Genomic DNA, 26,910 nt, shown 5'->3' on the forward strand with positions numbered 1-26,910 from the left:
TGTGTCAAGAATTGTTGACGAGCGGGCATGGCGAATCTCGTCCGACCGCGCCGCCGCGACGGGACTACTCGTTCTGGATCGACTCGCTGATGTTCATCCGCCCGGCCCGGACCGCGGGGACGAAGGCACCGATCAGGCAGAGGGCCACGGCGATGGTCACGAAGAGCAGGGCCGACGGCCGTGGCGAATACAGCACCGTCAGGGACGTCGTGATGGTCAGGATCTGGTTGCTGAGCAGATGCATGGCGGCACCGAGGACGACGCCGAGGACCGACCCGACCAGGGCGACCGCTCCCGCCTCGGCGAGCACCGTCCGCGAGACGAACCGGCGGGAGGCCCCCATCGCCCGCAGGACGCCCAGTTCGCGGCGTCGTTCGAGGACCGACAGCAGCAGCGTGTTGAGCAGTGCGATCGCGGCCGCACCGGCGACGATCCACTGGATGGCGACCGCGAACGCGCCCGCCTGCTCGACAGTGGCCTGGGTGGCCGCGAGGGCCTCGGCACCGCTGTAGACACTGATGGGCTTGTTGCCCGTCGTCGGGACGCCGTCGACGAGCGCCTCGAGGTCCCGGCGGACCTGCTCCGGGTCGGCATCGGGCGAGGTGATCACCTGAAGGTAGGTGTCGCCGTCGCGGTCGAACCACTCCCCCAGCAACTCCTGCGACATGGCCGCCACACCGGAGTCGAGGGAGACGTAGTCGACGGTGTCACGCACGACCGTCTGCCGCGGACCGTTGGGGGTCGCGAGTTCCACCGTGTCGCCCGTGCCCACGCCCAATGCGCGGGCCAAGACGTTCGACATCAGGATGCCGTCGCCGGCGAGGACGCTCGCCACCGCCTCCGGCGACGCCTTGCGCATGAACGGTGCGCGCGAACCCGGCTCGAGCCCTTGCACATTCGCCTTGCTCTCGCCGATGTTGACCGCGGCCCACTGACCGCCGACGACCTCGGTGACCCCGGGAACCGCCGCGACGCGCTCGGCCACCGAGGGCGGCAGGATCGGCCCCAGGGGCAGGCTCGCGGCCGACGTCGACGACACGTAGAAGTCCGGATCACCCAGTCCGTCGAGCGATTTCGACATCGACGAGACGAGGTTGTCCAGTGCTCCCGACGTCCCCATGCCGACCGCGATGGCCACCGCGACCGTCATCAGCGTCGCCCACGCGCGCCGCGGGGCGCGCTCGCTGTTCACCGACGCGAGCTGTCCGGGGCCACCGAACCAGCGCGCCACCCGAACCACCGCCCAGGCCAACGGTTTCGACAGCGCGAAGCACAGCAGCAGCGCGCCGACCAGATAGAAGACGCCGGCCACGATGGCCGGGCGGCCCGGTACGGTTGCCACGACCACCCACGACGCGATCAGGCCGGCGACCCCGAGCACCGCGGCGATCACCACCGCGGGACCACGCCGCGCGGCGGAGTCCGACACCTCGACCGGAGCCATCGCCTCCACCGGCGAGACCGCGAACACCGCCCGCGCGGCCAGCGTCGTCGCCGCGACACACGCGACCACGCAGGCGATCACCGCCGCCGCGGGCGCGTACCCGGGCAGGTGGTAGTTGATGACGGTGCCGACGGAATCGGCCGGGGGTTCGGGCAGGCTGCTGATCACCGCCCGCCCGGCCAGGATTCCGAGGGGGATGCCGAGTACGCCGCCGACGAAACCCATCAGCGCGGCCTCGCCGAGCATGTCCCCGACGAGGTGAGACCGCTTGGCGCCCAACGCCCGGATCATCGCCAGCGACCTCCGCCGCGACGCCACCGCCATGTTCATCGTGTTGAACACCAGGAAGGCGGCGATCACCAGCGACACGAGCGAGACCAGCAGGGTCGCATCGCGGGTCACCGAACTCGCGACCTCGGCCTGCTTGGCGCGGAAGTCCGGATCGACCACCACCGCACGGCCGTCCACGATGCCCTGCACCTGCGAGCGCACGGCGGACACATCGGCGTCGGGCTCGGTCACGACGAGGATCGAGTCGAGCCGGCCCTCGAGTCCGACGAGTCGCTGCGCGAGGTCGACGTAGGCGAAGAGAAAGCGGCCGTTGTTGAGACCGGCGGCCTGTTCGTTGTCGACGACCTCGAGGACCTCGACCTCGATCCCGTTGACGGTCAATCGGTCTCCGCGGTCGAGCCCGAGTCCCGGGCCGACGAACACGCCGGTGCGCAGTCGGTCCAGGTCGACGGTGCCCGGACCGGTCCCGGCCTGCCCCTGCTGCAGGGCGCCGCGCAGACTGCCCGAGAGCTGGGTGACGCGTTGATCGGAGCCGAGCAGCGGCACGGCCGAACCGTCGACGACGACCGACCCGCGGATCATCGGCACGACGGCCGCCGCCGCGTCGACGTCGCGACGGATCTCGCCGGCCAGCGACTCGTCGACGCCGGTGTCGGTGATGCCGGCGACCTCGATGTCGGCGACCCCCGACACCGCATTGTTGAAGTCCCGCACCGACTCCGACGCCGACCCGTAGGTCCCGAGCACCGCGATCAGCAACGCCGACGACACGACCACCACCGCCAGCGAGGTGAGCAGGCGCAGCCGGTGGGTACGGATCTCGCGCAGGTTCAGCAGGCGGATGCGGGTCAGACCGGCGGCTAGGGCGGCGGCCCGAGAACCCCGTCCCGCCACTAGGCGATCTTCCCGTCGCGGACCGTGATGGTGGTATCGGCGACCGCAGCGGCCTTCGGGTCGTGGGTCACCATCACCACCAGCCGGTCGGGGGTGTCGTGCGCGACCTCGGAGAGCAGTTCGAGTACCGCCTCACCCGTCTTGGAGTCCAGGTTGCCGGTCGGTTCGTCGGCGAGCAGGATCGTCGGGTCCATGATGAGCGAGCGGGCGATCGCGACGCGCTGCATCTGGCCGCCGGACAGCTCCGAGGGCCGATGGTCGATTCGATCGCCGAGTCCGACCCGCCGGAGCAGTTCCACGGCACGGGGTTTCGCCTTGCGGAGCGACTGGTTGTCGAGCAGTCGCGGCAGCGCGACGTTCTCCCACGCCGACATCGTCGGCACGAGGTTGAAGAACTGGAAGATGAACCCGACGCGGTTGCGCCGGAACTCGGAGGCGGCGGTGTCGTCGAGTGCCCCGAGGTCGACGCCGTCGATGCTGATCCGGCCCGACGTCGGGGTGTCGAGAGCTCCGAGTACGTGCAGCAGGGTGCTCTTGCCCGCTCCCGACGGGCCGACCACCGAGACGAACTGGCCGCCGTCGATCGACAGGTTCAGACCGTCGAGGGCGCGAACCCGTTCCTCGCCCATCTGGTACTCGCGCACCAGATCGACCGCTTCCACCAGGGCACTTCCGGTGCCGGGCGTCCGCCCGGGTTCCATCGACACTCCCGGATCGTAACCCACCCGCGGCGGCCGGCCCGGCTCTCAGGTAGTCCAGCGACCGGTGGCGAGGAACTGGTCGAGCACCGTCTCGGCGGGGCCGAGGTCGAACGAACCGGCGGCGAGCCAGTCGTCGTCGAAGTAGGTCGTCGCGTACCGATCCCCGGAGTCACACAGCAGGGTGACGATGCTGCCGGGCGTGCGCGCGGCGACCATCTCGGCGACGAGCGAGAAGGCCCCCCACATGTTGGTGCCGGTGGAGCCACCGACCCGACGACCGAGGAGGTCGCTCACGCGGCGGGCGGTCGCGATCGACGCCGCATCGGGCACCCCGATCATGCGGTCGATGACCTGCGAGATGAACGACGGCTCGACCCGCGGCCGGCCGATGCCTTCGATGCGCGAACCGGTCTGGGCGGTCAGCGTGCCGTCCGCCGACGCGTAGGCCGGCAGGAACACCGAGTTCTCCGGGTCGACGACGGCCAGCCAGGTGTCGTGGCGCCGGTAGCGCACATACCGTCCGAGGGTCGCCGACGTACCACCGGTACCCGCCCCCACGACGATCCAGGTGGGGATCGGATGCTCTTCCTCGGCCAGTTGGGCGAAGATCGACTCGGCGATGTTGTTGTTGCCGCGCCAGTCGGTCGCACGCTCGGCCATCGTGAACTGGTCGATGAAGTGGCCGCCGAGTTCGGCCTCGAGACGCAGCGCCTCGGCATAGACCTCGCCGGGGTGGTCGACGAAATGGCACCGCCCGCCGTGGCGTTCGATGAGTGCCGTCTTCGCGGGCGAGGTGCTCCGCGTCATCACCGCGATGAACGGGACCCCGATCAGTTCGGCGAAGTAGGCCTCGCTGACCGCCGTCGACCCCGACGACGCCTCGATCACCGGCGTGCCCTCGACGACCCACCCGTTGCACAGCGCATAGAGGAACAGCGAACGCGCGAGCCGGTGCTTCAGCGACCCCGTCGGATGGGTCGACTCGTCCTTGACATAGAGGTCCACGCCGACCTCGCGGCTCGTGTCGCCGTCGGCGACGGTCCAGCGCGACCATGCGGGCAGCGCGACGCGGAGGAGATGGGTGTCGGCACTGCGCCGGCCGTCGGCCTCGATGAGGCGGACGGCGTTCTGGGTCCAGGCCCGATCAGCGCGACGGTCGACGACTCGCGTGGGTTCCACGGGTCGGCGAACTCACTTCTCGCCGCGGAGCCGAGCCTGCAGGTCGTCGTGCTTGGAACGGCGACCGGCCTCCAGTGCCGCGATCTCGCTGTTGACCTTCAGACGCAGGGTCTTGAAGAGGACCATGCCGAGCGGGAGCGCGATCAGCACCCCGAACACCGCCGCCACGAGGAACGGCACCTCGACGCCGACCAGGTTGCCGCCGACCATGATGATCACCACGACCGCGGTGACGAGCAGCAGACGCGCGAACGTGTACGCGAACAGGGCGAACGCCAGGGTCATCGGGCGTCCACCCGCCTGCGGCGTGGCGTCGCCGGCCGTGGTTTCGCGGGTGGCCGCGTCGGGCGTGGCCTTCTTGCCGGGGGTGGGGTCAGGCGTTTCACTCACCCCCTCAGCGTACTGGGCGGTCTCGGCGCTCCCGCAGGTCGCGGGCCTTTGCATGCTCTTTACCTCCCACTGACGGTTCGAGTACCTGGGCGATTTGCGTGTATTCATAAGGAACTCGTCCACCACCGTGCAGAGCCGCTTCGCCATCTCGGCGCACCGACCGAGCACTCCAACACGCACAGGGGGAATCATGACCAGCATCGAGACCGCACCGCCCACGACCTACATCACCCCGGGACTGGCCAGCCAGCACACGTTGACCCCCGGCCAGGTCGCCGCGATGTTCAACGTGAATCCCAAGACGGTCGCCCGCTGGGCGAGCTCCGGCATCCTCGGCTCGATCCGCACGCCGGGCGGCCACCGACGCTTCCGCGAGGAGGACGTCGTCGCCTTGCTCAACCGCCGCGCCCACTGACCCGACGGCCCTGTAGTTCTCCCGACGACCCGACGCCCGGCCGGACCTCATCCGATCGGTGGAGAAGTGCGGGTCAGGTCGGCTTTCGCCCTGACCTCTCAGGCGTCTCACGTACGCTGGTCGTCGGGAGGTTGTCATGATCTATCTGTTCGCCGTTCTGGGTCTGCTGGCCATCGGTTTCCTCATGTGGCGCGCCTTCGGACCCCACTCCGACGAGTCCGGCGACACCCCTTCGCCCGGCCCGCGTCGATCCCGTCCCCGCGGCCCGCTCGGCCCCGACGACGACCCCGATTTCCTGCGCGACCTGGACAATCGCACCCGCGGCACCAACGGCACCGACGGTGATGAGATCTGAGGCGTGACGCGCGGCCGAAAAGCTGAGACCAGGTTCAGAACGTCTCTGCGGAACATACCCGTGGGTAGGGTATTGTCCACTTCACCATCGACTCCCCGATGGCCGGACCGAGAGAAGGCGCCGTTGAACCCGGGACGATCTCCGCGAGGGGCGTCGACCGATGACGACCTGAGCTTCGCCGAGAAGATCGGATACCTCTTCGAACACAGCCGTGACGAGAACGGCATCCGATATACCGGCAAGAAGATCGCCGAGAAGGCCAACCGTCTCGGCTACTCGCTGTCCGACGCGTACATCTCCCAGCTACGCACCGGCAAGGCCCGCACGCCGTCGTTCCGCACCGTCGAGGCCATCGCCCGCGCCTTCGACGTCAGCGTCACCTATTTCCTGTCCAACCCCGACGAAGACCTCGAACGCGTTCGGCAGCAACAGAATTACGTCGAGATGCTCCAAGTCACCGGGAGCCACCTGTCCGGCATCGACATGGGTTCGCTGTGCCCGGACACCATCGACGCACTCATCGACCTGCTCAAACTGGTCAAAGCCCAGGCGATCGCCAAGCGGGCCGAGGAGAACTCCCCGAGCGAGGCGTCCGGCTGACGGTTTCCGCCGGCGGGCCTCACGACCGGGCGGTACTCACAGACCGGCGTAGGAGTGCAGCCCCGAGACGACCAGGTTGATGATGAACAGGTTGAACAGCATCGCCACGAATCCGGCGACGTTGATCCAGGCCGCGGCATTGCTGCGCCAGCCCGCCGTCGCGCGTGCGTGCAGATAGGCCGCGTAGATCACCCAGGCGATGAAGGACACCGTCTCCTTGGGGTCCCAGCCCCAGAATCGGCCCCAGGCCGCCTCGGCCCAGATGGCACCGCAGATCACCCCGAGGCCGAACAGCGGGAAGCCGATCACGACGCACTTGTAGGCCAGGCGGTCGAGTTGCTCGACGGACGGCAGATGTTCGACGACCCGACGGACCGCGCCGCCCAGACCCGGACGGGTCGCGGCTGTGGCGGAGTCGTCGGACGAGGTCGGAGCCCAGCGCATCTTGATCAGGTAGAGGATGCTCGCCACACCGGACACCAGCAGGATGCCCGAGGACACCGAGATGATCGAGACGTGCACGGCCAGCCAGTAGGACTTCAGGGCCGGGACAACGGGTGCGGCCTGGGTGTAGAGCCAGCGGCCGGCGATGAACATCAGCAGGATGACGGGCAACAGCACGAACGAGAGCAGCGGCCGGTGCTCGCGCTTGCGCAGGATGATCAAGGCGGCGAGCACACCCGCGGCGCACGTCATCGAGATGAACTCGTACATGTTGCCCCAGGGCGCACGGTCGGTCGCGATGCCGCGGAGCACGATCGAACCGATGTGCGCGGCGAGGCCGACGACGACGACCGGGAGCGCCATGTTGCCGAGCTTCTCGCCCAGGGTCCGGCGCGACGACTCGTCGACCCGCCCGGGCACCCGCGTGTCGGTTCCGTTCACCCCGGCGTTGACCAGCTGCTTCTGCTCGAGGCGTCGGCCGCGGACCGCGGCGAGGGCGCCCAGGAACAAGATGACCGCGACGACGTAGACCGTCATGGCCGTGCCGTAGAGCAGGTCCGAGTACCGCGCGAGAGTCTCGTCGATCGGCATCGCCGGAGCGTCGGTGTTCATGTGCTTCCTTTCGCCGGCCGCTAGAGCCGCCGGGTCGTCCGCCGCGAGGCAGGTCCGTCGGCGTCGTCGGCCACCAACTCGGCCGCCTGCTCGTCGAAGCCCTCACCCCAACCGGCCTGATCGGTACGCGCCAGCCCGGCGATTTCTACTACAGTACGTCGTTGCCCAGTGTCCGGGCCATCGGTGTCCGGGCCATCGCCGTCGGCATGAGCGCTCACGGCCGGCACCGGGACCAGGCGGGCCCAGATGCGCCGGCGGCGGATCAGCAGCGACACCAGCAGACCGCCGAGCATGACGATCGAGCTCACCAGCACCCAGATCTGGGCGGGGTCGTGCGAGACCTGGACCGACACCCACCGCTCGTAGCCGTCGAAGGTCACCGTCGTGCCGTCGGCGAGGGTGTGGCTCTGGCCGACCGCGAGGTTGACCTGCGCCTGACGTTGGAGGCGGCCCTGTTCGATGAGGTCCTGATCGAGCGAGTAGACGTTCTGCGGTCTGCCGGTGTCCAGACCGGTGTCGCCCTTGAAGATCCGGATCGCGACGAAGGGGTCGTCGGGGGTCGGCGACGACGACGTCAGCAGCGAGCCGTGGAACGACGCGGTGGGCGCGAACAGGCCCTCCAGCGCGATCTGGTTCTTCCGGCGGTCGTCGGCGTCGGGGTACAGGCCCGCCGGGGTGTCGAAGCGTGCCGCGCCCGACGAGAGCATCGTCTGGAGCTCGTCCGGCACGAACGGGGTGGTCTGCGTGCGCTTCTCCCCGTTGGGGAAGGTCACCGTGAACGTCGGCGCGAAACCGTTGCCGAGGACGTAGACCCGGTCGCCCGCGACGCGAAGCGGTTCGTTGACGCGCACCGACGCGGTGTCCCAGCCGGCGGGATCGCCGAGGTTGCCCACGCTGCCGTCACTGCCCGCGGCGTACCGGATGGTGGCGTCGTACATGTCGGGCTGACCGCTGGGCAGGAAGGTCGCCAAGAAGTCGTCGACGCGGAAGCAGAACGGCGACAGGTCGGTGCCGTCGACCAGGTTGCCGGCGCGGAACGAGTCGTAGACGGCGGTCGAGGTGTTGCACAGTCCCTGTTCGCCGTCGGCGACGAGGCTGCGGGTGCCCTCGTAGCCGTACATCTTGCCGAGCGCGATCGACACCAGCAGCGCCAGCAGCGCGAAGTGGAACACCAGGTTGCCGAACTCGCGCAGATAGCCCTTCTCCGCCGAGACCTCGACGCACCCGTCCGGATACGCCTTGCTCGGCTCGCGGACCACGACCTCGCGACGCCACCCGCGCAACCGGCCGTCGATCCGTCGGGCGACCGTCTCCGGATCCCCGTCGACGGTGTGGGTCACGTGCCGCGGCAACCGCGACAGGTTGCGCGGTGCGGCAACGGGTTTCGCGCGCAGGCTGTGGAAGTGCTCGACCATGCGCGGCGTCAGGCAGCCGACGAGGGAGATGAACAGCAGGACGTAGATCGCGGTGAACCAGGCGCTGGAGAAGACGTCGAAGAGCTGCAGGCGGTCCATCCACACGCCGAGCTGACCGCGGGCGGCGATGTACTCCAGGGTCTTCTGCTCGTTGAGCTCGCGCTGCGGGAGCAGGGCACCGGGGATCGCAGCGAGCGCGAGCAGGAAGAGCAGGATCAGCGCGGTCCGCATCGAGGTCAGCGAACGCCACAGATTGCGCAGGGGCCACAGCACCCGGCGGCGGGCCCAGTGGGGCTTCGGGGCCGGCTCGGGGGTGTCCACCTGCGGGCGGTCGGTCACATCGGTCATCAGGACAGCACTCAGATCGGTAGTTGGGTGTCGGTGACGAAGCGGACCTGGACCCACACGATGAACTGGTCCCACCAGCCGGTCAGGAGGGCGACGCCGACCCCGATCAGCAGGACGCCCCCGATCACCTGGATCGTGCGGGCGTTCCGGCGGAGCCAGCCGAGACTGCGCAGGGCCCAGGCCGAGGAGAACGCCAGGATCACGAAGGGCAGGCCCAGGCCGAGGCAGTACGCGACGATGAGGGTCACGCCCTTGGCCGCCGTCGACCCCTCGGTCCCGCTGACGGTGGCGATCACCGCGGCCAGGGTCGGCCCGAGGCACGGCGTCCAGCCGAGTGCGAAGACCGCTCCGAGCAGCGGCGCCCCGACGATGTTGGAGACCCGCCGCGGTTCGAAGCGGACCTCGCGCTGCAGAGCCGGGATGAGGCCGATGAACACCAGGCCCATGGCGATGGTCACGACCCCGCCGATGCGTTGCAGCAGTTCGCGATTCAAGACGAAGGTACTGGTCACGCCGAGGACGGTGGCGGTGGCGGCGACGAAGACGACGGTGAAGCCGAGGACGAACAGGCCGGCGGCCAGCGCGACCCGCGACCGGCCGCTCTTGGCGCTCTCCCCCACCTCCACCGCGGGCGCCTCGGCCCCGACGAGACCCGCGAGGTAGGACAGGTAGCCCGGGACGAGGGGCACGACGCACGGCGAGGCGAAGGACACGAGCCCGGCGAGCAGGCAGGCGGCGAAGGCGAGCAGCAGCGGTCCGCTGGAGACGGTGTCGGCGAACGTGTCGCCGATCGAGGAGGCGAGCACCAGGGTGGTGGGGTCCAAGGTGGTCGGATCCAAGGTGGTCGGGTCCATCACACCGACCCCGCCGGCTCGGCCGCGACGCGCTTGACGACCTCGTCGAGCTCGTTGTCGGAGACCGCCTTGAGGAACACCGCCGCCGGCCGGTGCTCCCGATCGAGGACGATCGTCGTCGGCACCACCGAGGTGGGCGTGGTCAGAGCGGCCAGTGACATCCCCGGGAAGTCGTAGATCGACGGGAATCCGACCTTGCGGTCGATGACGAAGTCCTTGGCCGACTCGCGGTCATCGCGCAGGTTGATGCCGAGGAATTCTACCCCGTCGGCGCGATTGCGTTCGTAGACGCGCTCGAGGTCGTCGGCCTCACCGCGGCAGGGTCCGCACCACGAACCCCACACGTTGACGACGACGACCTTGTCCGCGAATCGCGGGTCGGACAGCGACAGCGGCTGCTCGGTGACCAGGTCCTCGCCGGCGAGTTCGGCGATCGGCTTGCGCTCGTCGGGCGCGTAGGTGATGACGGTCTGCCCGCCCGGTGACACGAACTGGAAGGTGTTCCCCTGCGCGACCGCGTCGTCGCCGGTGCTGCATCCGGCGACCAGCAGGATCAGGGCCGACAACATCGTCGGCAGGAGGAACTTGCGCACTACGTCAGGCTTTCTTCACGCACCGGTGGCCAGTGGGTCCGAGGACCCGGCCGGCTCGGAGTAGATGATGTCGACGAGGGCGTCGTCGTCGTAGATGAGGCTGGTCAGCGAGGCCAGGGAGCACTGCCGGCGACGCGGGTCGTGCCAGAGTCGCTGACCTTCGAGGAACCGGCGCAGGGTGTACACGGGCAGCTGGTGGCTGACGCAGACGGCTTCGTGACCGCGGGCGGCGTCGCGGGCCTTGTTCGCGGCGGCGAGCATGCGGTGGGCGAGCTGGATGTAGGGCTCGCCCCAGGAGGGGGTGAACGGGTCGCGGAGTTTGGGCCAGTGCCGGGGCTTGCTCAGCGCACCGTCGCCGACAGAGACCTTGAGACCCTCGAAGACGTTGTCCGCCTCGATGAGGTCGTCGTTGGTGAGGATCGGGATGCCGTGCGCGGCGGCGATCGGGGTGGCGGTCTCCTGCGCGCGCTGCAGCGGCGAGGCGAACACGGCCTTGACGTCGTGGTCGGCGAGGGTGTCGGCGACCTTACGGGCCTGCGCCTGGCCGTCGCCGGAGAGGCGGAAGCCGGGGAGACGGCCGTAGAGGATGCCGTCGGGGTTGTCGACCTCTCCATGGCGCATCATGTGGACGATCGTGTGCATCAGGCGTTGTCCCCCGGGGTGGCTGCGGTCGCGGCCGCCTGCGCTGCCGCGGGCAGCGCATCGGCGATCTGCGAGAAAGCATCCTCGTCCAGCGCCGCGGACACAAACCAGGCTTCGTAGGCGCTCGGCGGCGCGTACACGCCGCGTTCGAGCAGGGCGTGGAAGAACGGCGCAAACCGCCAGGTCTCGGTGGCGGCGACGCCGTCGTAGTCGAAGATCGGGATCTCCGGGTCGGTAGTGAAGAACACACTCAGCAGGCTGCCCGCCTTCTGCACGCGGTGGGCCACCCCGGCCGCGGAGAGGGCCTCGTGCAGCAGAGTCGCGAGGCGGTCGGCGTTGGCGTCGAGCGTGCGGTAGACCTCGACGTCGGCGTTGCGCAGGGTCGCGAGGCCGGCGGCGACGGCGACGGGATTCCCCGACAGCGTGCCCGCCTGGTACACCGGCCCGGTCGGCGCGAGACGTTCCATGACGTCCGCGCGGCCACCGAACGCCGCCGCGGGCAGTCCCCCGCTCATGACCTTGCCGAAGGTGTAGAGGTCACCGGCCACGCCCTCGAGCCCGTACCAGCCGCTCGGGCTCACCCGGAACCCGGTCATGACCTCGTCCATGATCAGCAGCGCGCCGTGGCGGCGCGTCAGGTCGCGGAGTCCGGCGTTGAAGCCCTCCACCGGCGCGACCGCGCCCATGTTCCCGGCCGCGGCCTCGGTGATGACGGCCGCGATGTCGTCGCCGAACTCCGCGAAGGCGTCGGCGACGGCGGTGAGGTCGTTGTAGGGCAGCACGAGGGTGTCGTGCGCCGACGCACCGGTGACGCCGGGGCTCGTCGGCAGGCCGAGCGTGGCGACGCCGGAGCCGGCCGCGGCCAGCAGTGCGTCGACGTGACCGTGGTAGCAGCCGGCGAACTTGATGATCTTGGACCGGCCCGTGTACCCGCGGGCCAGGCGGATCGCCGACATCGTCGCCTCGGTGCCGGAGTTCACCAGCCGGACACGCTCGACGGGGTCGACGCGGCCGATGATCTCCTCGGCGAGTTCGATCTCGGCCTCGGTCGGGGCGCCGAACGACAGGCCGCCGGTGGCCGCCTCACGCACCGCCTCGACGACGGCCGGGTGCGCGTGCCCCAGGATCATCGGACCCCAGGAGCTCACGAGGTCGACGTAGTCGTTGCCGTCGGCGTCGGTCAGCCGGCATCCGGACGCCGAGGCGATGAAGCGAGGGGTCCCGCCGACCGCGGAGAACGCGCGCACCGGGGAGTTGACGCCGCCCGGGATGGCCTGCGTCGCGCGGGTGAACAGCGCGGCGGAGGCGGCCGTGCCGGGAGCGGGCGTGGCAGCAGCGGAAGGGGTCACGGCCTACAGTGTTCCAAACGGCACCGGGTGACCCAAATCCTCGCTGGTCGGAGGGGGTGCGACCCGGCTCGAACCGGACCCGGTCAGCTCGCGAGCGCGGTGCGCACCTGCTCGGCGATCGCCGCCTGACCCGCCTCGTTGGGATGCGCCGCGCCGGGTCCCGAGGTGGTCATCGGCTCGATCCAGCGCTGCGCGCCGGCACACGCGTCGTGCCCCTCGGACACCTGTGACATGTCGACGAACTCGACGCCCTCGTCCTGCGCCGCGCGCCGCCCGTACGTGTTGAGCGCGGTCTGGAGCTCGCGGATCATCGATACGTCCCCGGCGGCGAGTCGCATCTCGGGATAGCAGCCGGCGGTCGGCGGGACCAGCCAGGGATAGCCGACGAGCAGGACGCGCGCGTTCGGCGCGCGGTCCCGGACGTCGCGCAGGGCCTGGCGCACGGCGGGATAGATGTCGGTGGCGACCGGCTCGATCAGCGCCCGTCCGTAACGGTCCGTGCACGGCGAGCCGGTGCGGTCGGCGTCGGCCAGTTCGCCGCAGAGCCGGATCGCGCGACCGTACGTCTCCTCGTCGTTGCCGCCGATCATCATCGTGACCACGTCGGTGTCGCCGTCGAGGGCGTCGAGCTGGGGCGGCACGCCCTGGTGCTGCGACTCGCGGAAGTCGTCGGTGTCGGCGCCCGCGCAGCTGACGTCGGTGAGGTCGAAGTCCTCGTCCGCCGCGACGACGTGCGCGTAGTTCCTCGACGACCGCAGGCAGTAGATCGGCGAGTCCTCCTCCAGTGGCCGCACGCCGGTCCCGGCGCTGAAGCTGTCGCCGAGGTTCACGAACGCCGTCGACTGTGCAGGCGTTCGCGTCGACTGGGCAGGTGTTTCCGTCGACTGGGCGTCGTTCTGCGTCGACTGGGCACAGCCGGCGAGGACCGCTCCCGCCGCGAGCAGCACGAGCCCGGACCGGATGAGCCGCCGTGGACGTCGATCGTCGAACCTGCGTGCCGTCATGCCGCCATCCTGCGTCCGGTGAAGCCCGTCGGCAACCACCGACCGGCCGCCCGCCCACGCGAGTAGCGTGGTTCGCCGAGGGGGATCGCCGCATCGTGCGGGGTCCCGCAGCCGAGTCACGAGGATGTGAATGCGCATGAGCGACAAGGAGATTCTCGACCCGCAGGCCGTGCTCGACGGTGTGCCGACCGGGCTCTGGATCGACGGCCGGTCCACACCCGCAGCCGACGGCGGGACCTTCGAGGTCTACGACGCCGCGACCGAGGAGTCGCTCGTCTCGGTCGCCGACGCGGGGGTTGCCGATGCCCGCCGCGCTCTCGATTCCGCCGTCGCCGCGTCGGCGGACTGGGCGGCCACCGCGCCCCGGGAGCGCGGCGAAATCCTCCGTCGGACCTTCCAGTTGCTCACCGATCGCGCCGACGACATCGCCATGCTGATGACCCTCGAGCTGGGCCGCGCCCTCCCCGACAGCCGGGCGGAGACGACGTACGGACTCGAGTTCTTGCGGTGGTTCGCCGAGGAGGCCGTCCGGATCGGCGGTCGGTTCAGTCCGTCGCCGGCCGGCAACGGGCGCATCCTGGTGGCCCACCAGCCCGTCGGGCCGTGCCTGGCGATCACCCCGTGGAACTTCCCGCTCGCGATGGGGACGCGCAAGATCGGGCCCGCGCTCGCCGCGGGCAACGTGATGCTCGTGAAGCCGGCCCGCGAGACGCCGCTGACGATGCTGGCACTGGCCGAGGCCTTCGCCGAAGCCGGTTTGCCGCCCGGCGTGCTGTCGGTGTTGCCCACCACGTCGAGCGGCGACGTGTCGTCGACGTTGATCACCGACGATCGCATCCGCAAGATCAGCTTCACCGGGTCGACGCCGGTGGGTCGCAGTTTGCTCGGTCAGGCCGCCGACCGCGTCCTGCGCACGTCGATGGAGCTCGGCGGCAACGCCCCGTTCCTGGTCTTCGACGACGCCGACGTCGACGCCGCGGTCGAGGGCGCGTTCGCCGCCAAGATGCGCAACGGGGGCGAGGCCTGCACCGCCGCGAATCGGTTCCTGGTGCAGTCCGGTGTCGCCGAGGAGTTCACCGAGAAGCTGGTGGCGAAGATGTCGGAGGTCCGGATGGGACCGGGGTACGACGACGGGGTGACCCTGGGGCCGCTGGTGAACGCCGACCAGCGGGACAAGGTCGCCGACGCGGTCGAGCAGGCGGTGGCCGACGGTGCCCGCGTGCGACTGGGCGGTGAACGTCCGGAAGGTCGGGGTTTCTTCTATCCCGCAACGGTTCTCGACAACGTCGATCCGTACGCAACGGTGACGCGCGAGGAGATCTTCGGTCCGGTCGCGGTGATCAGCACCTTCGACGACGAGTCCGCGGGCATCGAGGCCGCCAACTCGACCGAGTACGGCCTGGCGTCGTACTTCTACAGCCGTGACCTCGAGCGCTGCATGCGCGTCGCGAGCGCCCTGGACTCCGGCATGGTCGGGGTCAATCGCGGCGTGATCTCCGACGCCGCAGCACCGTTCGGCGGCATCAAGCAGTCCGGGATCGGACGCGAGGGCGGCAGCGAGGGCATCGACGAGTACCTCTCGGTGAAGTACATCGCGCTCACCTGACACCTTCTGATCCGGTGCGAGCTGCGTCCTCCCTCCGCTCCCTGAGGTGCGAGGAGCGCAAGCGACGAGCCACGAAGGGCCATGTTACGTATGTGACTAGTGATGCAGGTGTCATCAACCCGATACCTGTACGACCGTACTGATCCCTACACTCGGTCACCATGCGTCGTAGAACCCTCACGACCGCGGCAGCCGCGGCCGCAATCGCAACTGCCGCCTCGGTGGCGGTCGCCGTCGCACCCTCCGAGCCGGTGGCGAAGGTCGAGAATGTCGCGATCAGCACCGATTTCGGCAGCGTCGACCTCGGCAGCTCCGAACTCGGGACCCCCAACAGCAACTTCCTCTGGCAGAGTCCGGGGACCCGGTACATCGTCGTACTCGGCGCCAAGTTCGGCGTTCTCGGGCAAACTCCGGATGTCCTCAAGCGTCGTCTCGACGTCGCGGCGAACCTCGGCAAGAAGCACCCGTTCAACCGCATGATCGTCTCCGGTGGCGACACCCACTGGCTTCCGGTCACCGAGGCCCAGTTCATGAACCTCGGACTCATCCGACGCGGAATCCCCATGTGGCAGATGGTGAACGAGGTCGCGTCGACCTCGACGGTGCAGAACGCCCAGAACACGGTGGCGATGCTAAAACGGATGGGCGGAACCGGCGCGCTCATCGTCACCAACGGCTTCCACATGGAACGCGCGATGAAGAACTTCCGCGACGCGGCCCGGCAGCAGGGCGCGCGCATCGAGTTCCGCTCCGCGTACGCCTAGCACCCCACGGACACCCTTCCCGCGTCGCCGATTCCGTGCCGCTGATTCGATCCCATCAGCGGGACGAAAACGGCACCGCGAGAACGCAGCTCGCCCCGCCGGCCGAAGCCGACGGGGCGAGATCGTGTTGCTTCAGGGGCGATCAGCGCAGGAGCGCGCGGCTCATGACGACGCGCTGGATCTGGTTGGTGCCCTCGTAGATCTGGGTGATCTTGGCGTCGCGCATCATGCGCTCGACCGGGAAGTCGCGGGTGTAACCGGCACCGCCGAAGAGCTGGACGGCGTCGGTGGTGACCTCCATGGCGACGTCGGAGGCGAAGCACTTCGACGCCGAGGAGATGAAGCCCAGGTTCTTCTCGCCGCGCTCGGCGCGAGCGGCCGAGGTGTAGACCATGAGGCGAGCGGCCTCGACCTTCATCGCCATGTCGGCGATCATGAACTCGACGCCCTGGAACGAGCTGATCGGCTTGCCGAACTGCTTGCGGTCCTTGACATATGCGATGGCCTGGTCGAGCGCGCCCTGCGCGATGCCGACGGCCTGCGCGCCGATGGTCGGGCGGGTGTGGTCGAGGGTCTGCAGGGCGGTCTTGAAGCCGGTGCCCTCGTCGCCGATGATGCGGTCGAGCGGGATGGTGCAGTCCTCGAAGTACAGCTCCGCGGTCGGCGAACCCTTGATGCCGAGCTTCTTCTCCAGCGGTCCGACGGTGAAGCCGGGGTCGTCCTTGTGGACCATGAACGCGGAGATGCCGTTGGCCTTCTTCTCCGGGTCGGTCACGGCCATCACGGTGTACCAGCTCGACTTGCCGCCGTTGGTGATCCAGCACTTGGACCCGTTGAGGACCCAGTTGTTGCCGTCCTTACGGGCGCGGGTCTTCATGCCCGCGGCATCCGAACCGGCCTCGCGCTCGCTCAGGGCGTACGACGCCATGTCCTCACCGGCGGCGATGCCGGGCAGCACCTGCTGCTTGAGCTCGTCGGAGCCGTTGAGGATCAGGCCCATGGTGCCGAGCTTGTTGACCGCGGGGATGAGCGACGACGATGCGTCGACGCGGGCGACCTCTTCGATGACGATGCAGGCGGCGATGGAGTCGCCACCCTGGCCGCCGTATTCCTCGGGCACGTGGATGGCGTTGAAACCCGATGCGACGAGGGCGTCGAGCGCCTCCTGCGGGAACCGCGAGTTCTCGTCGACGTCGGCGGCGTGCGGCTCGATCTCCTTCTCCGAGAGCGCACGAATCGCCTCGCGCAGCGCGATGTGCTCTTCCGGGAGCTCGAAGACGTTGAAGTCGGGATTTCCGTAGCCCATGACAACTCCTCACGGCACAGCGAGTGCCTGTTCGTTCCCGGCACACGGGGTGCCGGCAGATGTTGACAACCAGTTCAGCACGGCACTGAGTGCCATGTCAATCGATGCAGTCCCCGTCCCCGCCGATTGTCCTCGAAACCGGCGCCGATGTCCCGCAGCCCTCCGCCGGATCAGTCCTCCCCCAGCTCTTCGGCCACCCGACGTGCGACTTCCGACCGAGACATCCCGGCCGGATAGGCGACCACGGTGACCCGTCCGCCCGACCCGCCGCCCGGGACCGGTGCGCCGCCGGCGCCCCCGGCACCGAGTGCCATCGCCACTCGGTGCAGCTCGTCCCGCAGTCGTTCGGGGGTGGCTTCGGCGTCGCCGCGGATCATCTGCCGCAGCAGGAAGTTGTGGGTGCCCGTGACCGCCGCGACGTAGGCAACCACCCGCACCGGCGACTCGCCGGGCAACCGTGCGCGCAGGAACTCCTCGAACGCACCCTGGTAGCGGTACGTCGTCACCAGCTCCCGATCCCGCAGCGCGGGCACCTCCTGCACCACCTGTGCGCGCCGCACCGCGAGTTCGCGATCCCGGACGAAGTGGGCGAAGACCAGCTCGGCCGCCGCACATACCGCCAGCCACGGATCCTCGTCGGAGGCCGCGAGCCGGTCGCCGACCTGCGCGAGCAGCGACTCGTGGTCGGCGAAGATCACGTCCTCCTTCGACCCGAACTGCCGGAAGAACGTGCGACGGGACATCCCGGCGGCGGCCGCGAGCTGCTCGACGGTCGTCGACTCGTAGCCGTGCTCGCTGAACAGACGGATGGACTCGGCGACGACGCGCGTGCGGAAGGCGGCCGGATCGGTGTCCGCGACTGACATGGGACAAGTATCACCACATCGAGGCGACGAGACCCTCGGACCGTCCCGAACCGGGAGTTCGGCGCGGACCCGTGCAGCGGATCGGTGCGCATTACTCGTCAGTAGCGACCGCCACAAAAGCTGGGTCCGACGCGTGGTCACTACGTACGGTGGAGCCATGGCAACCCCCACCGCTCCCACCGAGAAGACCCCGGCTGAGAAGAGCTCGACGGAGAAGACCCCGTCGACGACGAGTCCGACACCCATCGCGACCGAACCGACCGTCGACGACCCGGTCGCCCCGACCGACGTCTCCGCCGACGACGAACTGTCCGCGGACGAGCGTGCCCTGCTCGTCGACAATCTGCGGTTCGTCCTCGACGGTCGCTGGCGCGCGACGAGGGAGACGGTGCGGGAGAACTCGAACCGCGCCGACCTCCTGCCCGACCCGTCCCGGACGCTCGACGAGGCGCGCGCCCACACCCTCGAGGTGATGCGCGAGCTCGCCTCGCAGGGTTTCGCGGCCGCCGGTTTCGCCGAGGACCACGGCGGCAGCGGCGACATCGGCGCGTCGATCACCGCCATCGAGATGCTCGGCTACGCGGACCTGTCCCTCATGGTCAAGGCGGGCGTGCAATGGGGTCTCTTCGGCGGCGCCGTCGAAAACCTCGGTACCGCACGGCATCACGAGAAGTACGTGCCCGGCATCATCGACCTGAGCGTCCTCGGGTGCTTCGCGATGACCGAGACCGGGCACGGCTCGAACGTGCAGGCCATCGAGACCACGGCGACCTACGACCGCGAGGCCCGCGAGTTCGTGATCAACTCCCCCACCCCGTCGTCCCGCAAGGACTACATCGGCGGTGCCGCCGCGCACGCCCGGTACGCCGCGGTGTTCGCCCAGCTCGTCACCGGTGGGCCCGACGAGGAGCCCGAAGGCCGTGGCGTGCACTGTTTCGTGGTGCCGATCCGGGACGAGGACGGCTCCGACCTGCCCGGCGTCACGACCAGCGACTGCGGGTACAAGGGCGGACTCGCCGGCGTCGACAACGGCCGGATCATGTTCGACAACGTCCGCATCCCCGCGGAGAACCTGCTCAACCGCTACGCCGACGTCGCCGAAGACGGCAGCTACAGCTCGCCGATCGAGAACACCAACCGCCGCTTCTTCACCATGCTGGGCACCCTCATCCGCGGCCGCGTCAGCGTGGCGGCGACCGCGGGTGCCGCCGGCCGCAAGGCGCTGGCACTCTCGACCCGCTACGGATTGATCCGCAAGCAGTTCGAGGCGCCCGAGGGCACCGACGAGATCACCGTGATGGACTACCTCGGTCACCAGCGAAAGCTGTTGCCGCTCATCGCGAAGTCGTACGCGATCGGATTCGCGCAGAACGAGATCGTCGACGAACTGCACGAGGTCCAGTCGGTCGCACCCGACGACTCCGACGCCGGACGCCAGCGCCAGCTCGAGGGGCAGGCCGCCGGCCTCAAGGCCTACGCCACGTGGCACGCCTCCCACGCGATCAACGTCAGCCGTGAGGCCTGCGGCGGCGCAGGCTATCTCGACGAGAACCAGCTGTCGATCATGCGGGGTGACATCGACGTCTTCACCACCTTCGAGGGCGACAACACGATCATGACGCAGCTCATCGCCAAGGAGCTGCTGTCCGCGTACTCCGAAGACGTCCAGGGCCTTTCGGCGGGCGGCTGGGTGCGCTTCATCGCGGGCATGGCCCGCGACGTGGTGGCCGAGAAGACCGCGGTCCGACAGGTCGTGCAGACCCTGCTCGACGGTTCCGACGAGGACACCGAGAAGTCGGCGCTCACCGACCGCAGCACCCAGATCAGGTTGTTCCGTAACCGTGAGGACCACCTCGTCCGGACGTGCGCCCAACGTCTACGCCGCGCGCTTGACGACGACAACGACGCTTTCGAGGTGTTCAACAACGCGCAGGACCACCTGCTGAAGGTCGGGCACGCTCACATCGAACGCGTGGTGCTCGAGGCCTTTGTCGAGGCGATCGAGAATTGCGATTCCCGTTCGGCGGCCGAGCTTCTGGGCAAGGTGTGCGACCTCTTCGTCTACTCGGCACTGGAGGACGACCTGTCCTGGTTCATGATGCACCGGCACATCTCGGTGGAGCGCGCCAAGGCGATCCGCCGCGGCGTGAACGAGCTCTGCCAGGAATTGCGGCCGCATGCCCGGTCGCTCGTCGACGCCTTCGGCGTCCCGGAAGAGTTGCTGCGCGCACCCATGCTCCAGAACGGCTGACCCCCGCTCTCGAGACCATCGCGGCCACCGTCGAACAGGCGGTGGCCGCGTTGTCGTTTCGGCACCGGTGTTTGGGCCTGCGCACCACGGGAATACTGCCGCCGACGCCGCTGTGGAGACCACGCTGCGACGCACCGACGAGATCGCGCGGGCCCGCGTCCGGGAATCGCCCGCGCCCGACTTGTCCATCTGCGCTGCGACAGCGTGCCACAAGCCGATTCGGAAAGAGAACACATGTTCCGCCACACCGATTACATGCAATTCGACGTCAAACCCGAGAAGCCCGACCCCGTCTACGCCCGCAAGCTCCAGGAGTTGCTCGGCGGCGCCTATGGCGAGATGACGGTGACGATGCAGTACCTCATGCAGGGCTGGAACTGCCGCATGAAGGGCAAGTACAAGGACATGATCATGGACATCGCGACCGAGGAGATCGGTCACGTGGAGATGATCGCCACCATGGTCGCACGTCTGCTCGAAGGCGCGCCGGTCACCAACTCGACCGAGAACGCCCTCGGTGACCCGGTGGTCGCCGCCGTCCTCGGCGGCACCGACCCCACCCAGGCCATCTTCTCCGGCGGCGGCCCCCGTCTCGCCGACAGCAACGGTGTGCCCTGGAACAGCGGATACATCACGCACAGCGGCAATCTGCTCGCCGATTTCCACGCCAACGTGACCGCCGAGGCGCAGGGGCGCGTCCAGACGGCCCGCCTGTGGCACATGACCGACGATCCGGGCGTGAAGGCCATGCTGCGGTTCAACCTCGCCCGCGACACCTTCCACCAGAACCTCTGGCTGAAGGGGATCGAGGAGCTCAAGGAGGACGGCCTGGAGGGCACGATCGCCCCCGGCGACCTCTTCGACGAGGAGTTCAGCGAGCACGCGAGCACCCTGTGGCACCTGTCCGACGGCGAGGACTCGGACAAGGGCGGCTGGGCCAGCGGCCCCACCCCCGACGGCGCGCACGAGTTCAAGTTCCTGGCCGATCCGCAGCCCCTGGGCGACCGGCAGTCGGGTCCGCCGCCGGACCCGAAGCTCTACGCGACCTACGACGGCGCGATGGGCACCCCGCAGAAGCCGCAGTTCGGCACCGAGAAGGGTGTCATGGGCAAAATCAAGGACGTCGTCGACCCGGACCCGTCCGGCTAGACCGACAGCATGTGCAGTGCACGCTGCCCGGCGGTGGACCCGATGTCGGGGACGCCTCCGGGCACGCGTGCGCCCACCCGACAACCGGAGTTCTCATGAGCGCACTACCCGACCTCATCACGACCCCGTTCCGCTGGCTGGCCGCCCTCAGACACGCCCGGGTGTTCCACCCCGACGGTCTGCTGTGTGGTGGCACGGCCGCGCTGTCGGCCGACCACCCACTGCCCTTTCACAGCGGCCCGGTGTCGGTGCGGGTCTCCAAGGGCATCGGCACACCCGGCGGCCTACCGGACATCGTCGGCCTGGCCATCCGCTTCCCGTCGACCGACCCCGGCACCGTCGGCGGCGGCGGGGTGTCGCCGTCGACCAACGCCACCGGCGCTTGGGATCTCCTGCTCGCCGGCCCGGCGCCGCTCGACGGCCGACTACCCGTCCCGCTGCCGACGACGCACTGGGCCACCGCGGTGTCGAGCCTGACGCCGTACCGGTACGACGGTGACCTGTACTGGATTCGGGCGCGCATCCTCGAACCGGCGGACTCGTCGGGCCTGTCGATCGAGGACCTGGCCGCCCGTCTCCGCCGCAACCAACCGATCGTCATCGTCCTGGAGGCCGGCGCCGGACGGTTCGTGCCGGTCGTCCGGATCGAACTCGACCACGTCCTCACCGGACTCGACGTGGATTTCGACCCCATCCTGCACCGGCCCGAGGGCGTCGAGTTCGCCCCGTCGTGGCTCGGGGATCTACGACGCCGCGCCTACCGCGACAGCCGGGCGGGGCGTCACTCCGTCGTGTCCTGATCCGCCGAGGACGGTTCCGTCGTCGACGTCCCCCGAGGCGGCAGCCCCAGCCGGACGGCCTCGTGCGCCTGCGTGAGCTCGCTGCGCAACCGCTCGACGTCGCGGGCCCACGCCTGGGCGATCCGCCCGGAGGTCAGCTGCACACCGATTCCCTTGCGCCGGCGCGGTACACCGTGCAGCTCGCCCAACGCGGATGCACTCTCCCAGTCCTCGGGGGTGTGGCTGTGATTGGGCGGGAAGATCTTCGCGATGTCGGCCAGCGGCGTCGTGACGGCTCCCTGGCGGAGCGTGGTCTCGGTGAGCTCGACGCTGACATGCCGACGGGCTGCGGACACCTGCACGAGCGAGAACCCCAGCAGCAGCACGAAGAAGATCGCCAGCACCGGCCAGTGCACCTGACCGGGCCCGGCGATCTCCATCGCGAGGACCGCGCCCACCAGGACCGGACCGATCAGCACCACCCACCAGCTGCCGCCGGACTCGGCGAACAGCACCTCACCCGCCGGCTCGACGGGGTCGGAGTCGTGACCTTCCGGATCGTCGTCGGTCATGTGCCCTACTTGCGCGACCGCGGCGTCTTGGGTTCCGGCTCCTTGCCGGTGTACCAGGTCTCGGCGGGCGGACGGTAGGCCAGCAGGGACCCGAACAGACCGACGAGTCCCGCGAGCAACGGGAACGCGAAGAAGTTCATCCCCAGGCTCAGGAACAGCAGCATGGCCACGACGACCAGGGTCAGCGCCGCCAGCGACGACCGCCACCGCGCATCGCCGGTGTAGGCCTTGCTGCCCAGCAGGATGTACCCGACACCCACGACGGCGACCATGGCGCCGAGCACCCCGGACGTGACGGTCCCGGTGTCGCTGGCCGCCGACACGACAATGACCAGTGCACCGAGCGCGATCAGCAGTGCGCCGGAGGTCAGCCAGCACCGGTGGGCCCAGACGACGAGTTTCGGACGCAGAGCCGGATCAGGACTTGTCACTGGTTCTTCGGTCCTTCGTTCTGGTTGTCGGTGCCCCGGTTCTCCGGATGCGGCTTGTCGAGGTGAACGGGCTCGGATCGGGCGTCGTCGGAGTACGGGCCGGGCGCGCCGCGATGATCGCTGTCACCATACGGCCTGTTCTGGCCGTACGGGTTCTGGCCGTACGGGTTCTGGCCGTACGGGTTCTGGCCGTACGGGTTCCGGCCGTACGGGCTCTGGCGGTATGGGTACGGGGGTGACGGCGGGTGGACCGGCTGCGGCTTCCGCGCCGCGGCCATCTCCCGGCAGTACCGTTCGGAGTCGCCGCGCATGAGGAGCACGGTCGCACCGAGCGCCGCGACGCCGCTGATCACCTGCGGGACCATCGCCCACGCCGGCGACGTGTCGCCACCGAACAGCGAGAAGAGCAGGCTGACCACGACGTAGACACCCATCGCCGACAGCACGATCCGCGCCCAGTTGTAGCCCTTACGGGTGAACCAGACGACCAAGGCCGTGATCGCGGTGAGGAACAGCGACGTCACGACCAGCACACCGACCACGAACCCCGACGAGGTCATGAAGTCGATCTGCTCGGGCGGGACCCCTTCCTGCGGAGCAGAACTCACCTGATCGCGGATCATGTCGACGAAGGTGCCGGTCTGCGCGAACATCGCCACGATCTGCCCGACGATCACCACCACCCACAGCTCGACGGCGATGGAGACGGAGTCGGGGACCTTCGGTCGCGACGGCGCGCCGGGGTCGGACGCGGGGTCGTACGGTGCGGACATGGGACCAGCCTAGTGAACGGGCAGCACGACGAGCCCTACACGCTCAGGTCAGGACAGGCGCTGCGCCACCTCGGCCGCCCAGTAGGTCAGGACGATCGACGCACCGGCCCGTCGGATGGCGGTCAGCGACTCGAGGATCGCGGCATCGCGGTCGATCCAGCCGCGTTCGGCGGCGGCGGAGATCATCGAGTACTCACCGCTGATCTGGTAGGCCGCGACCGGCACGTCACTCATGTCGGCGACGTCGCGCACGATGTCGAGGTAACTCATCGCCGGCTTCACCATCACGATGTCGGCGCCCTCCTCGAGGTCGAGCCGGACCTCGCGCAGCGCCTCGACCCGGTTGGCCGCGTCCTGCTGGTACGTGCGCCGGTCGCCCTGCAGCGACGAGCCGACCGCCTCGCGGAACGGGCCGTAGAACGCCGAGGCGTACTTCGCGGCGTAGGCCAGGATCCCGGTGTCGGTGAAGCCCTCGGCGTCGAGGGCGGCCCGGATCGAGGCGACCTGGCCGTCCATCATCCCGCTCGGCCCGAGGAGATGCGCACCCGCCCGCGCCTGCGCCAGGGACATCGACACGTAGCGCTCGAGGGTCTCGTCGTTGTCGACGCGACCCCGACCGTCGACGACGCCACAGTGCCCGTGATCGGTGAACTCGTCGAGGCACGTGTCGGCCATCAGGACCGTGGCATCCCCGAGATCGTCACCGAGGGTGCGCAGAGCCCGGTTGAGGATTCCGTCGTCGGCATCCGCGCCCGACCCGGTGGCGTCCTTGTCCTCGGCGCGCGGCACCCCGAACAGCATGAGTCCGCCGACACCGGCGTCGACGGCCTCGGCCGCGGCGGTCCGCAGCGAATCCATCGTGTGCTGCACGACGCCCGGCATCGACGAGATCGGTACCGGGTCGTCGATGCCGTCGGCGACGAACATCGGCAGCACCAGATGTCGCGGCTCCAGCGAGGTCTCGGCGACCAGCCGGCGCATGGCCGGGGTGGTGCGCAGGCGCCGGGGCCGGATCACGGGTGGCATGGGTCTCCTTCGTCTCACGGGCCCTTCGAGGCTCGTCGACCTCGACGCGCTCCTTCGTCGCTTGCTCGGCCCGGCGGCTATCGCTCCTCGCACCCTTCGAGGCTCGTCGCTATCGCTCCTCGCACCTCAGGGCGGCGCCTCAGGGAGCAGGAGCAGCTCAGGAACGCGAGCGGCGAGACTTCTTGCGCGGGGGCGGAAGTGCGCCCTCGGCCCGAAGTCGGGCGGCGTGCTCGGCGAGCGCGTCGACGAGTTCGAGCACCGATGCGTTCTCCGGCTGCACATCCACCCGGAGGCCGAATTCCGTTGCGGTCTCGGCGGTCTTGGGCCCGATGCACGCGACGATGGTGCGCGCGTGCGGCTTTCCGGCGATGCCCACGAGATTGCGCACGGTCGAGCTGGAGGTGAAGCAGACCGCGTCGAAACCACCGGTCTTGATCATCTCGCGGGTCTCGGCGGGCGGCGGTGCGGCGCGCACGGTGCGGTAAGCGGTGACGTCGTCGATCTCCCAGCCGCGGTCGCGCAGTCCCTCGGACAGTGTCTCGGTCGCGATGTCGGCGCGCGGCAACAGGACTCGGTTCACCGGGTCGAAGACGTCGTCGTAGGGCGGGAAGTCCTCGAGGAGACCGAGCGAGCTCTGCTCACCCGACGGCACGAGTTCGGGGTTGATGCCGAAGGAGCGCACCTTCTCGGCGGTGGCCTCACCGACGCAGGCGATCTTGACGCCGGAGAACGCCCGGGCGTCCAGCCCGAACTCGGCGAACTTCTCCCACACCGCGCGCACCGCGTTGGTGGAGGTGAACACCACCCACTGGTACCGCCCGTCGACGAGACCCTTGACGGCGCGCTCCATCTGCGCGGGACTCCGCGGCGGCTCGACCGCGATGGTCGGCACCTCCTTGGGCATCGCACCGTGGCTGACGAGCCGTTCGCTCATGTCGCCGGCCTGGTCCTTCGTCCGCGGCACCAGGACGGTCCAGCCGTACAGGGCGCGCGACTCCCACCACGACAGCTTGCCGCGCGCGCCCACGACCTTGCCGACCGTGACGATCAGCGGACCGGTGAGCGCGTTGCCCTGCTCGTTGAGCGTCGCGAGCGTGGCCTCGATGGTGCGCTGCGCACAGGTGGTGCCGTTGATGGTGATGGCGGCCGGGGTCTGGGGGGCCATGCCGTGCTCGGTGAGCGCGCTGGCGGTCTCGGCCAGGTGGCCCGATGTCGCGTGCAGCACCAGCGGGCCGGGGGCGGCGGCCAGCGCGGCCCAGTCGACCTCGCCGCGCACGTCGGCCTCGGTGTGGGTGGAACCGAGCGGCATGCCGGCGTAGCTCGGGACCACGGATGCGGCGGGCAGGCCCGGCAGCACCTCGAAGGTGACCGTCGTACGGGCGACGGCGTTGACCTCGGCGAGGACCGAATCGGTGGTCAGCGGGTCGCCGGCGACGACGCGCACGACGTCGTCGCCGTTGCGGGCCGCGGCCACGAGGGTCTTGGCGACCTCGGCCGGATCGCCGAGCGCCGGCCGGACCACCGATTCCTCGTCGGTCTGCCCGGCATCGGTCGCGCCGGCCTCGTCACCGGCGGCCTGCGAATCGTCGGCCGGTGCGGCGGGCGTCGACGCGGCGTCGTCAGCGGGCTTCTCGGCCTTCTTGGTGGATCGGCGAGTGTCGGCGGCGGGTTCGTCGCGATGCGCACTGCCGATCAGCGACACCACCGGCGCGGGTACATCGGGATCGATGTAGGCGGTGGTCGCGTTGGTGATCACGGTGCGTGCCCGCACGGTGAGCAGGTCTGGGTCCCCTGGACCCGACCCCACGAACAGGATCCGTCCGGGATTTGCCTTCTTCGTACGGCTCATGGGTTCGC

General features: G+C 69.4%; 26 protein-coding genes. 8 read left to right on the forward strand and 18 right to left on the reverse strand.

Annotated elements, in window-relative coordinates; translation table 11 throughout:
- Window positions 1-64: 64 nt before the first annotated feature.
- Genes FFS52_RS10965 through FFS52_RS23885 form a run of 4 tightly spaced genes read right to left on the reverse strand, consistent with a single transcriptional unit; the run spans window position 65 to window position 4,794 of the window.
- Window positions 65-2,629, reverse strand: a complete 2,565-nt coding sequence (locus FFS52_RS10965; protein ID WP_137809712.1) for an FtsX-like permease family protein — start codon at window positions 2,627-2,629, stop codon at window positions 65-67.
- On the reverse strand, window positions 2,629-3,330 hold the full coding sequence (locus tag FFS52_RS10970; RefSeq protein WP_065629222.1) for an ABC transporter ATP-binding protein: 702 nt from the start codon (window positions 3,328-3,330) through the stop codon (window positions 2,629-2,631). Before FFS52_RS10970 ends, FFS52_RS10965 begins: the two co-directional genes overlap by 1 nt.
- A 45-nt stretch (window positions 3,331-3,375) precedes the next feature.
- A complete protein-coding gene (locus FFS52_RS10975) occupies window positions 3,376-4,509 on the reverse strand; it encodes a PLP-dependent cysteine synthase family protein (RefSeq protein WP_137809713.1) in 1,134 nt (377 codons plus the stop codon).
- Window positions 4,510-4,521: 12 nt separating this feature from the next.
- Window positions 4,522-4,794 carry a DUF4229 domain-containing protein gene (locus FFS52_RS23885; RefSeq protein WP_223258954.1) on the reverse strand — a complete coding sequence of 91 codons (273 nt, stop codon included), beginning with the start codon at window positions 4,792-4,794 and terminating at the stop codon, window positions 4,522-4,524.
- A gap of 295 nt (window positions 4,795-5,089) precedes the next feature.
- Between FFS52_RS23885 and FFS52_RS10985 the strand changes: the two genes are divergently transcribed.
- The 3 genes from FFS52_RS10985 (at window position 5,090) to FFS52_RS10995 (ending at window position 6,269) form a co-directional block, all read left to right on the forward strand.
- Window positions 5,090-5,314 carry a BldC family transcriptional regulator gene (locus FFS52_RS10985; protein WP_058252666.1) on the forward strand — a complete coding sequence of 75 codons (225 nt, stop codon included), beginning with the start codon at window positions 5,090-5,092 and terminating at the stop codon, window positions 5,312-5,314.
- Between the two features lie 136 nt (window positions 5,315-5,450).
- Window positions 5,451-5,669 carry a hypothetical protein gene (locus FFS52_RS10990; protein ID WP_058252665.1) on the forward strand — a complete coding sequence of 73 codons (219 nt, stop codon included), beginning with the start codon at window positions 5,451-5,453 and terminating at the stop codon, window positions 5,667-5,669.
- A 123-nt stretch (window positions 5,670-5,792) separates the two neighbouring features.
- Entirely contained in the window at window positions 5,793-6,269 is a 477-nt protein-coding gene (locus FFS52_RS10995; protein WP_058252664.1) for a helix-turn-helix transcriptional regulator, read from the forward strand.
- A 36-nt stretch (window positions 6,270-6,305) separates the two neighbouring features.
- On the opposite strand, the gene ccsB is transcribed toward FFS52_RS10995, so the two are convergent.
- The 7 genes from ccsB to FFS52_RS11030 all read right to left on the reverse strand — a co-directional run bounded on the left by ccsB (window position 6,306) and on the right by FFS52_RS11030 (window position 13,530).
- The gene (gene ccsB / locus FFS52_RS11000) at window positions 6,306-7,325 is read right to left on the reverse strand and encodes a c-type cytochrome biogenesis protein CcsB (protein WP_137809714.1); all 1,020 of its coding nucleotides are present in this window, start codon (window positions 7,323-7,325) and stop codon (window positions 6,306-6,308) included.
- A 20-nt stretch (window positions 7,326-7,345) separates the two neighbouring features.
- Complete coding sequence (locus FFS52_RS11005) at window positions 7,346-9,088, reverse strand: cytochrome c biogenesis protein ResB (protein ID WP_137809715.1); 1,743 nt, start codon at window positions 9,086-9,088, stop codon at window positions 7,346-7,348.
- A gap of 11 nt (window positions 9,089-9,099) precedes the next feature.
- Window positions 9,100-9,942, reverse strand: coding sequence for a cytochrome c biogenesis CcdA family protein (locus FFS52_RS11010; protein ID WP_137809716.1), 843 nt, complete (start codon window positions 9,940-9,942; stop codon window positions 9,100-9,102).
- Window positions 9,942-10,535 (reverse strand): TlpA disulfide reductase family protein, encoded by a 594-nt coding sequence (locus tag FFS52_RS11015; RefSeq protein ID WP_137809717.1) that lies wholly within the window; start codon window positions 10,533-10,535, stop codon window positions 9,942-9,944. Before FFS52_RS11015 ends, FFS52_RS11010 begins: the two co-directional genes overlap by 1 nt.
- A gap of 15 nt (window positions 10,536-10,550) precedes the next feature.
- Window positions 10,551-11,177 carry a histidine phosphatase family protein gene (locus FFS52_RS11020; RefSeq protein WP_078113019.1) on the reverse strand — a complete coding sequence of 209 codons (627 nt, stop codon included), beginning with the start codon at window positions 11,175-11,177 and terminating at the stop codon, window positions 10,551-10,553.
- On the reverse strand, window positions 11,177-12,526 hold the full coding sequence (gene hemL / locus FFS52_RS11025; RefSeq protein WP_078113018.1) for a glutamate-1-semialdehyde 2,1-aminomutase: 1,350 nt from the start codon (window positions 12,524-12,526) through the stop codon (window positions 11,177-11,179). Before hemL ends, FFS52_RS11020 begins: the two co-directional genes overlap by 1 nt.
- Window positions 12,527-12,609: 83 nt before the next feature.
- Window positions 12,610-13,530, reverse strand: a complete 921-nt coding sequence (locus FFS52_RS11030) for an SGNH/GDSL hydrolase family protein (RefSeq protein WP_137809718.1) — start codon at window positions 13,528-13,530, stop codon at window positions 12,610-12,612.
- A 136-nt stretch (window positions 13,531-13,666) separates the two neighbouring features.
- Here FFS52_RS11030 and FFS52_RS11035 point away from each other — a divergent pair, with 136 nt between their 5' ends.
- Window positions 13,667-15,136, forward strand: a complete 1,470-nt coding sequence (locus FFS52_RS11035; protein WP_137809719.1) for an NAD-dependent succinate-semialdehyde dehydrogenase — start codon at window positions 13,667-13,669, stop codon at window positions 15,134-15,136.
- A gap of 161 nt (window positions 15,137-15,297) precedes the next feature.
- Entirely contained in the window at window positions 15,298-15,900 is a 603-nt protein-coding gene (locus tag FFS52_RS11040; RefSeq protein WP_137809720.1) for a YdcF family protein, read from the forward strand.
- Between the two features lie 142 nt (window positions 15,901-16,042).
- Here FFS52_RS11040 and FFS52_RS11045 read toward each other — a convergent pair whose 3' ends face one another.
- Together FFS52_RS11045 and FFS52_RS11050 are read right to left on the reverse strand one after the other, a co-directional pair.
- Window positions 16,043-17,206 carry an acyl-CoA dehydrogenase gene (locus tag FFS52_RS11045; protein ID WP_137809721.1) on the reverse strand — a complete coding sequence of 388 codons (1,164 nt, stop codon included), beginning with the start codon at window positions 17,204-17,206 and terminating at the stop codon, window positions 16,043-16,045.
- Between the two features lie 170 nt (window positions 17,207-17,376).
- Complete coding sequence (locus tag FFS52_RS11050) at window positions 17,377-18,072, reverse strand: TetR family transcriptional regulator (RefSeq protein WP_137809722.1); 696 nt, start codon at window positions 18,070-18,072, stop codon at window positions 17,377-17,379.
- A gap of 157 nt (window positions 18,073-18,229) precedes the next feature.
- Between FFS52_RS11050 and FFS52_RS11055 the strand changes: the two genes are divergently transcribed.
- The 3 genes from FFS52_RS11055 (at window position 18,230) to FFS52_RS11065 (ending at window position 22,272) form a co-directional block, all read left to right on the forward strand.
- Entirely contained in the window at window positions 18,230-20,323 is a 2,094-nt protein-coding gene (locus FFS52_RS11055; RefSeq protein WP_137809723.1) for an acyl-CoA dehydrogenase, read from the forward strand.
- A 234-nt stretch (window positions 20,324-20,557) separates the two neighbouring features.
- Complete coding sequence (locus FFS52_RS11060; RefSeq protein WP_137809724.1) at window positions 20,558-21,472, forward strand: manganese catalase family protein; 915 nt, start codon at window positions 20,558-20,560, stop codon at window positions 21,470-21,472.
- A 95-nt stretch (window positions 21,473-21,567) separates the two neighbouring features.
- The gene (locus FFS52_RS11065; RefSeq protein WP_137809725.1) at window positions 21,568-22,272 is read left to right on the forward strand and encodes a hypothetical protein; all 705 of its coding nucleotides are present in this window, start codon (window positions 21,568-21,570) and stop codon (window positions 22,270-22,272) included.
- Here FFS52_RS11065 and FFS52_RS11070 read toward each other — a convergent pair.
- The 5 genes from FFS52_RS11070 to FFS52_RS11090 all read right to left on the reverse strand — a co-directional run bounded on the left by FFS52_RS11070 (window position 22,254) and on the right by FFS52_RS11090 (window position 26,902).
- Entirely contained in the window at window positions 22,254-22,823 is a 570-nt protein-coding gene (locus FFS52_RS11070; protein WP_137809726.1) for a DUF3093 domain-containing protein, read from the reverse strand. The two genes, FFS52_RS11065 and FFS52_RS11070, sit on opposite strands and share 19 nt — an antisense overlap.
- Before the next feature lie 5 nt (window positions 22,824-22,828).
- The gene (locus FFS52_RS11075; RefSeq protein WP_137809727.1) at window positions 22,829-23,254 is read right to left on the reverse strand and encodes a hypothetical protein; all 426 of its coding nucleotides are present in this window, start codon (window positions 23,252-23,254) and stop codon (window positions 22,829-22,831) included.
- Entirely contained in the window at window positions 23,251-24,027 is a 777-nt protein-coding gene (locus tag FFS52_RS11080; protein ID WP_137809728.1) for a hypothetical protein, read from the reverse strand. Before FFS52_RS11080 ends, FFS52_RS11075 begins: the two co-directional genes overlap by 4 nt.
- A gap of 48 nt (window positions 24,028-24,075) precedes the next feature.
- The gene (gene hemB / locus FFS52_RS11085) at window positions 24,076-25,053 is read right to left on the reverse strand and encodes a porphobilinogen synthase (protein WP_055475194.1); all 978 of its coding nucleotides are present in this window, start codon (window positions 25,051-25,053) and stop codon (window positions 24,076-24,078) included.
- Window positions 25,054-25,210: 157 nt separating this feature from the next.
- Window positions 25,211-26,902: a bifunctional uroporphyrinogen-III C-methyltransferase/uroporphyrinogen-III synthase gene (locus tag FFS52_RS11090; RefSeq protein WP_055475195.1), complete on the reverse strand. Its 1,692-nt coding sequence runs from the start codon at window positions 26,900-26,902 to the stop codon at window positions 25,211-25,213.
- Between the last annotated feature and the right edge of the window lie 8 nt (window positions 26,903-26,910).

Source organism: Gordonia sp. ALPHA1B1 (assembly GCF_005502615.1).
Classification (GTDB): Bacteria; Actinomycetota; Actinomycetes; order Mycobacteriales; family Mycobacteriaceae; genus Gordonia; species Gordonia hongkongensis.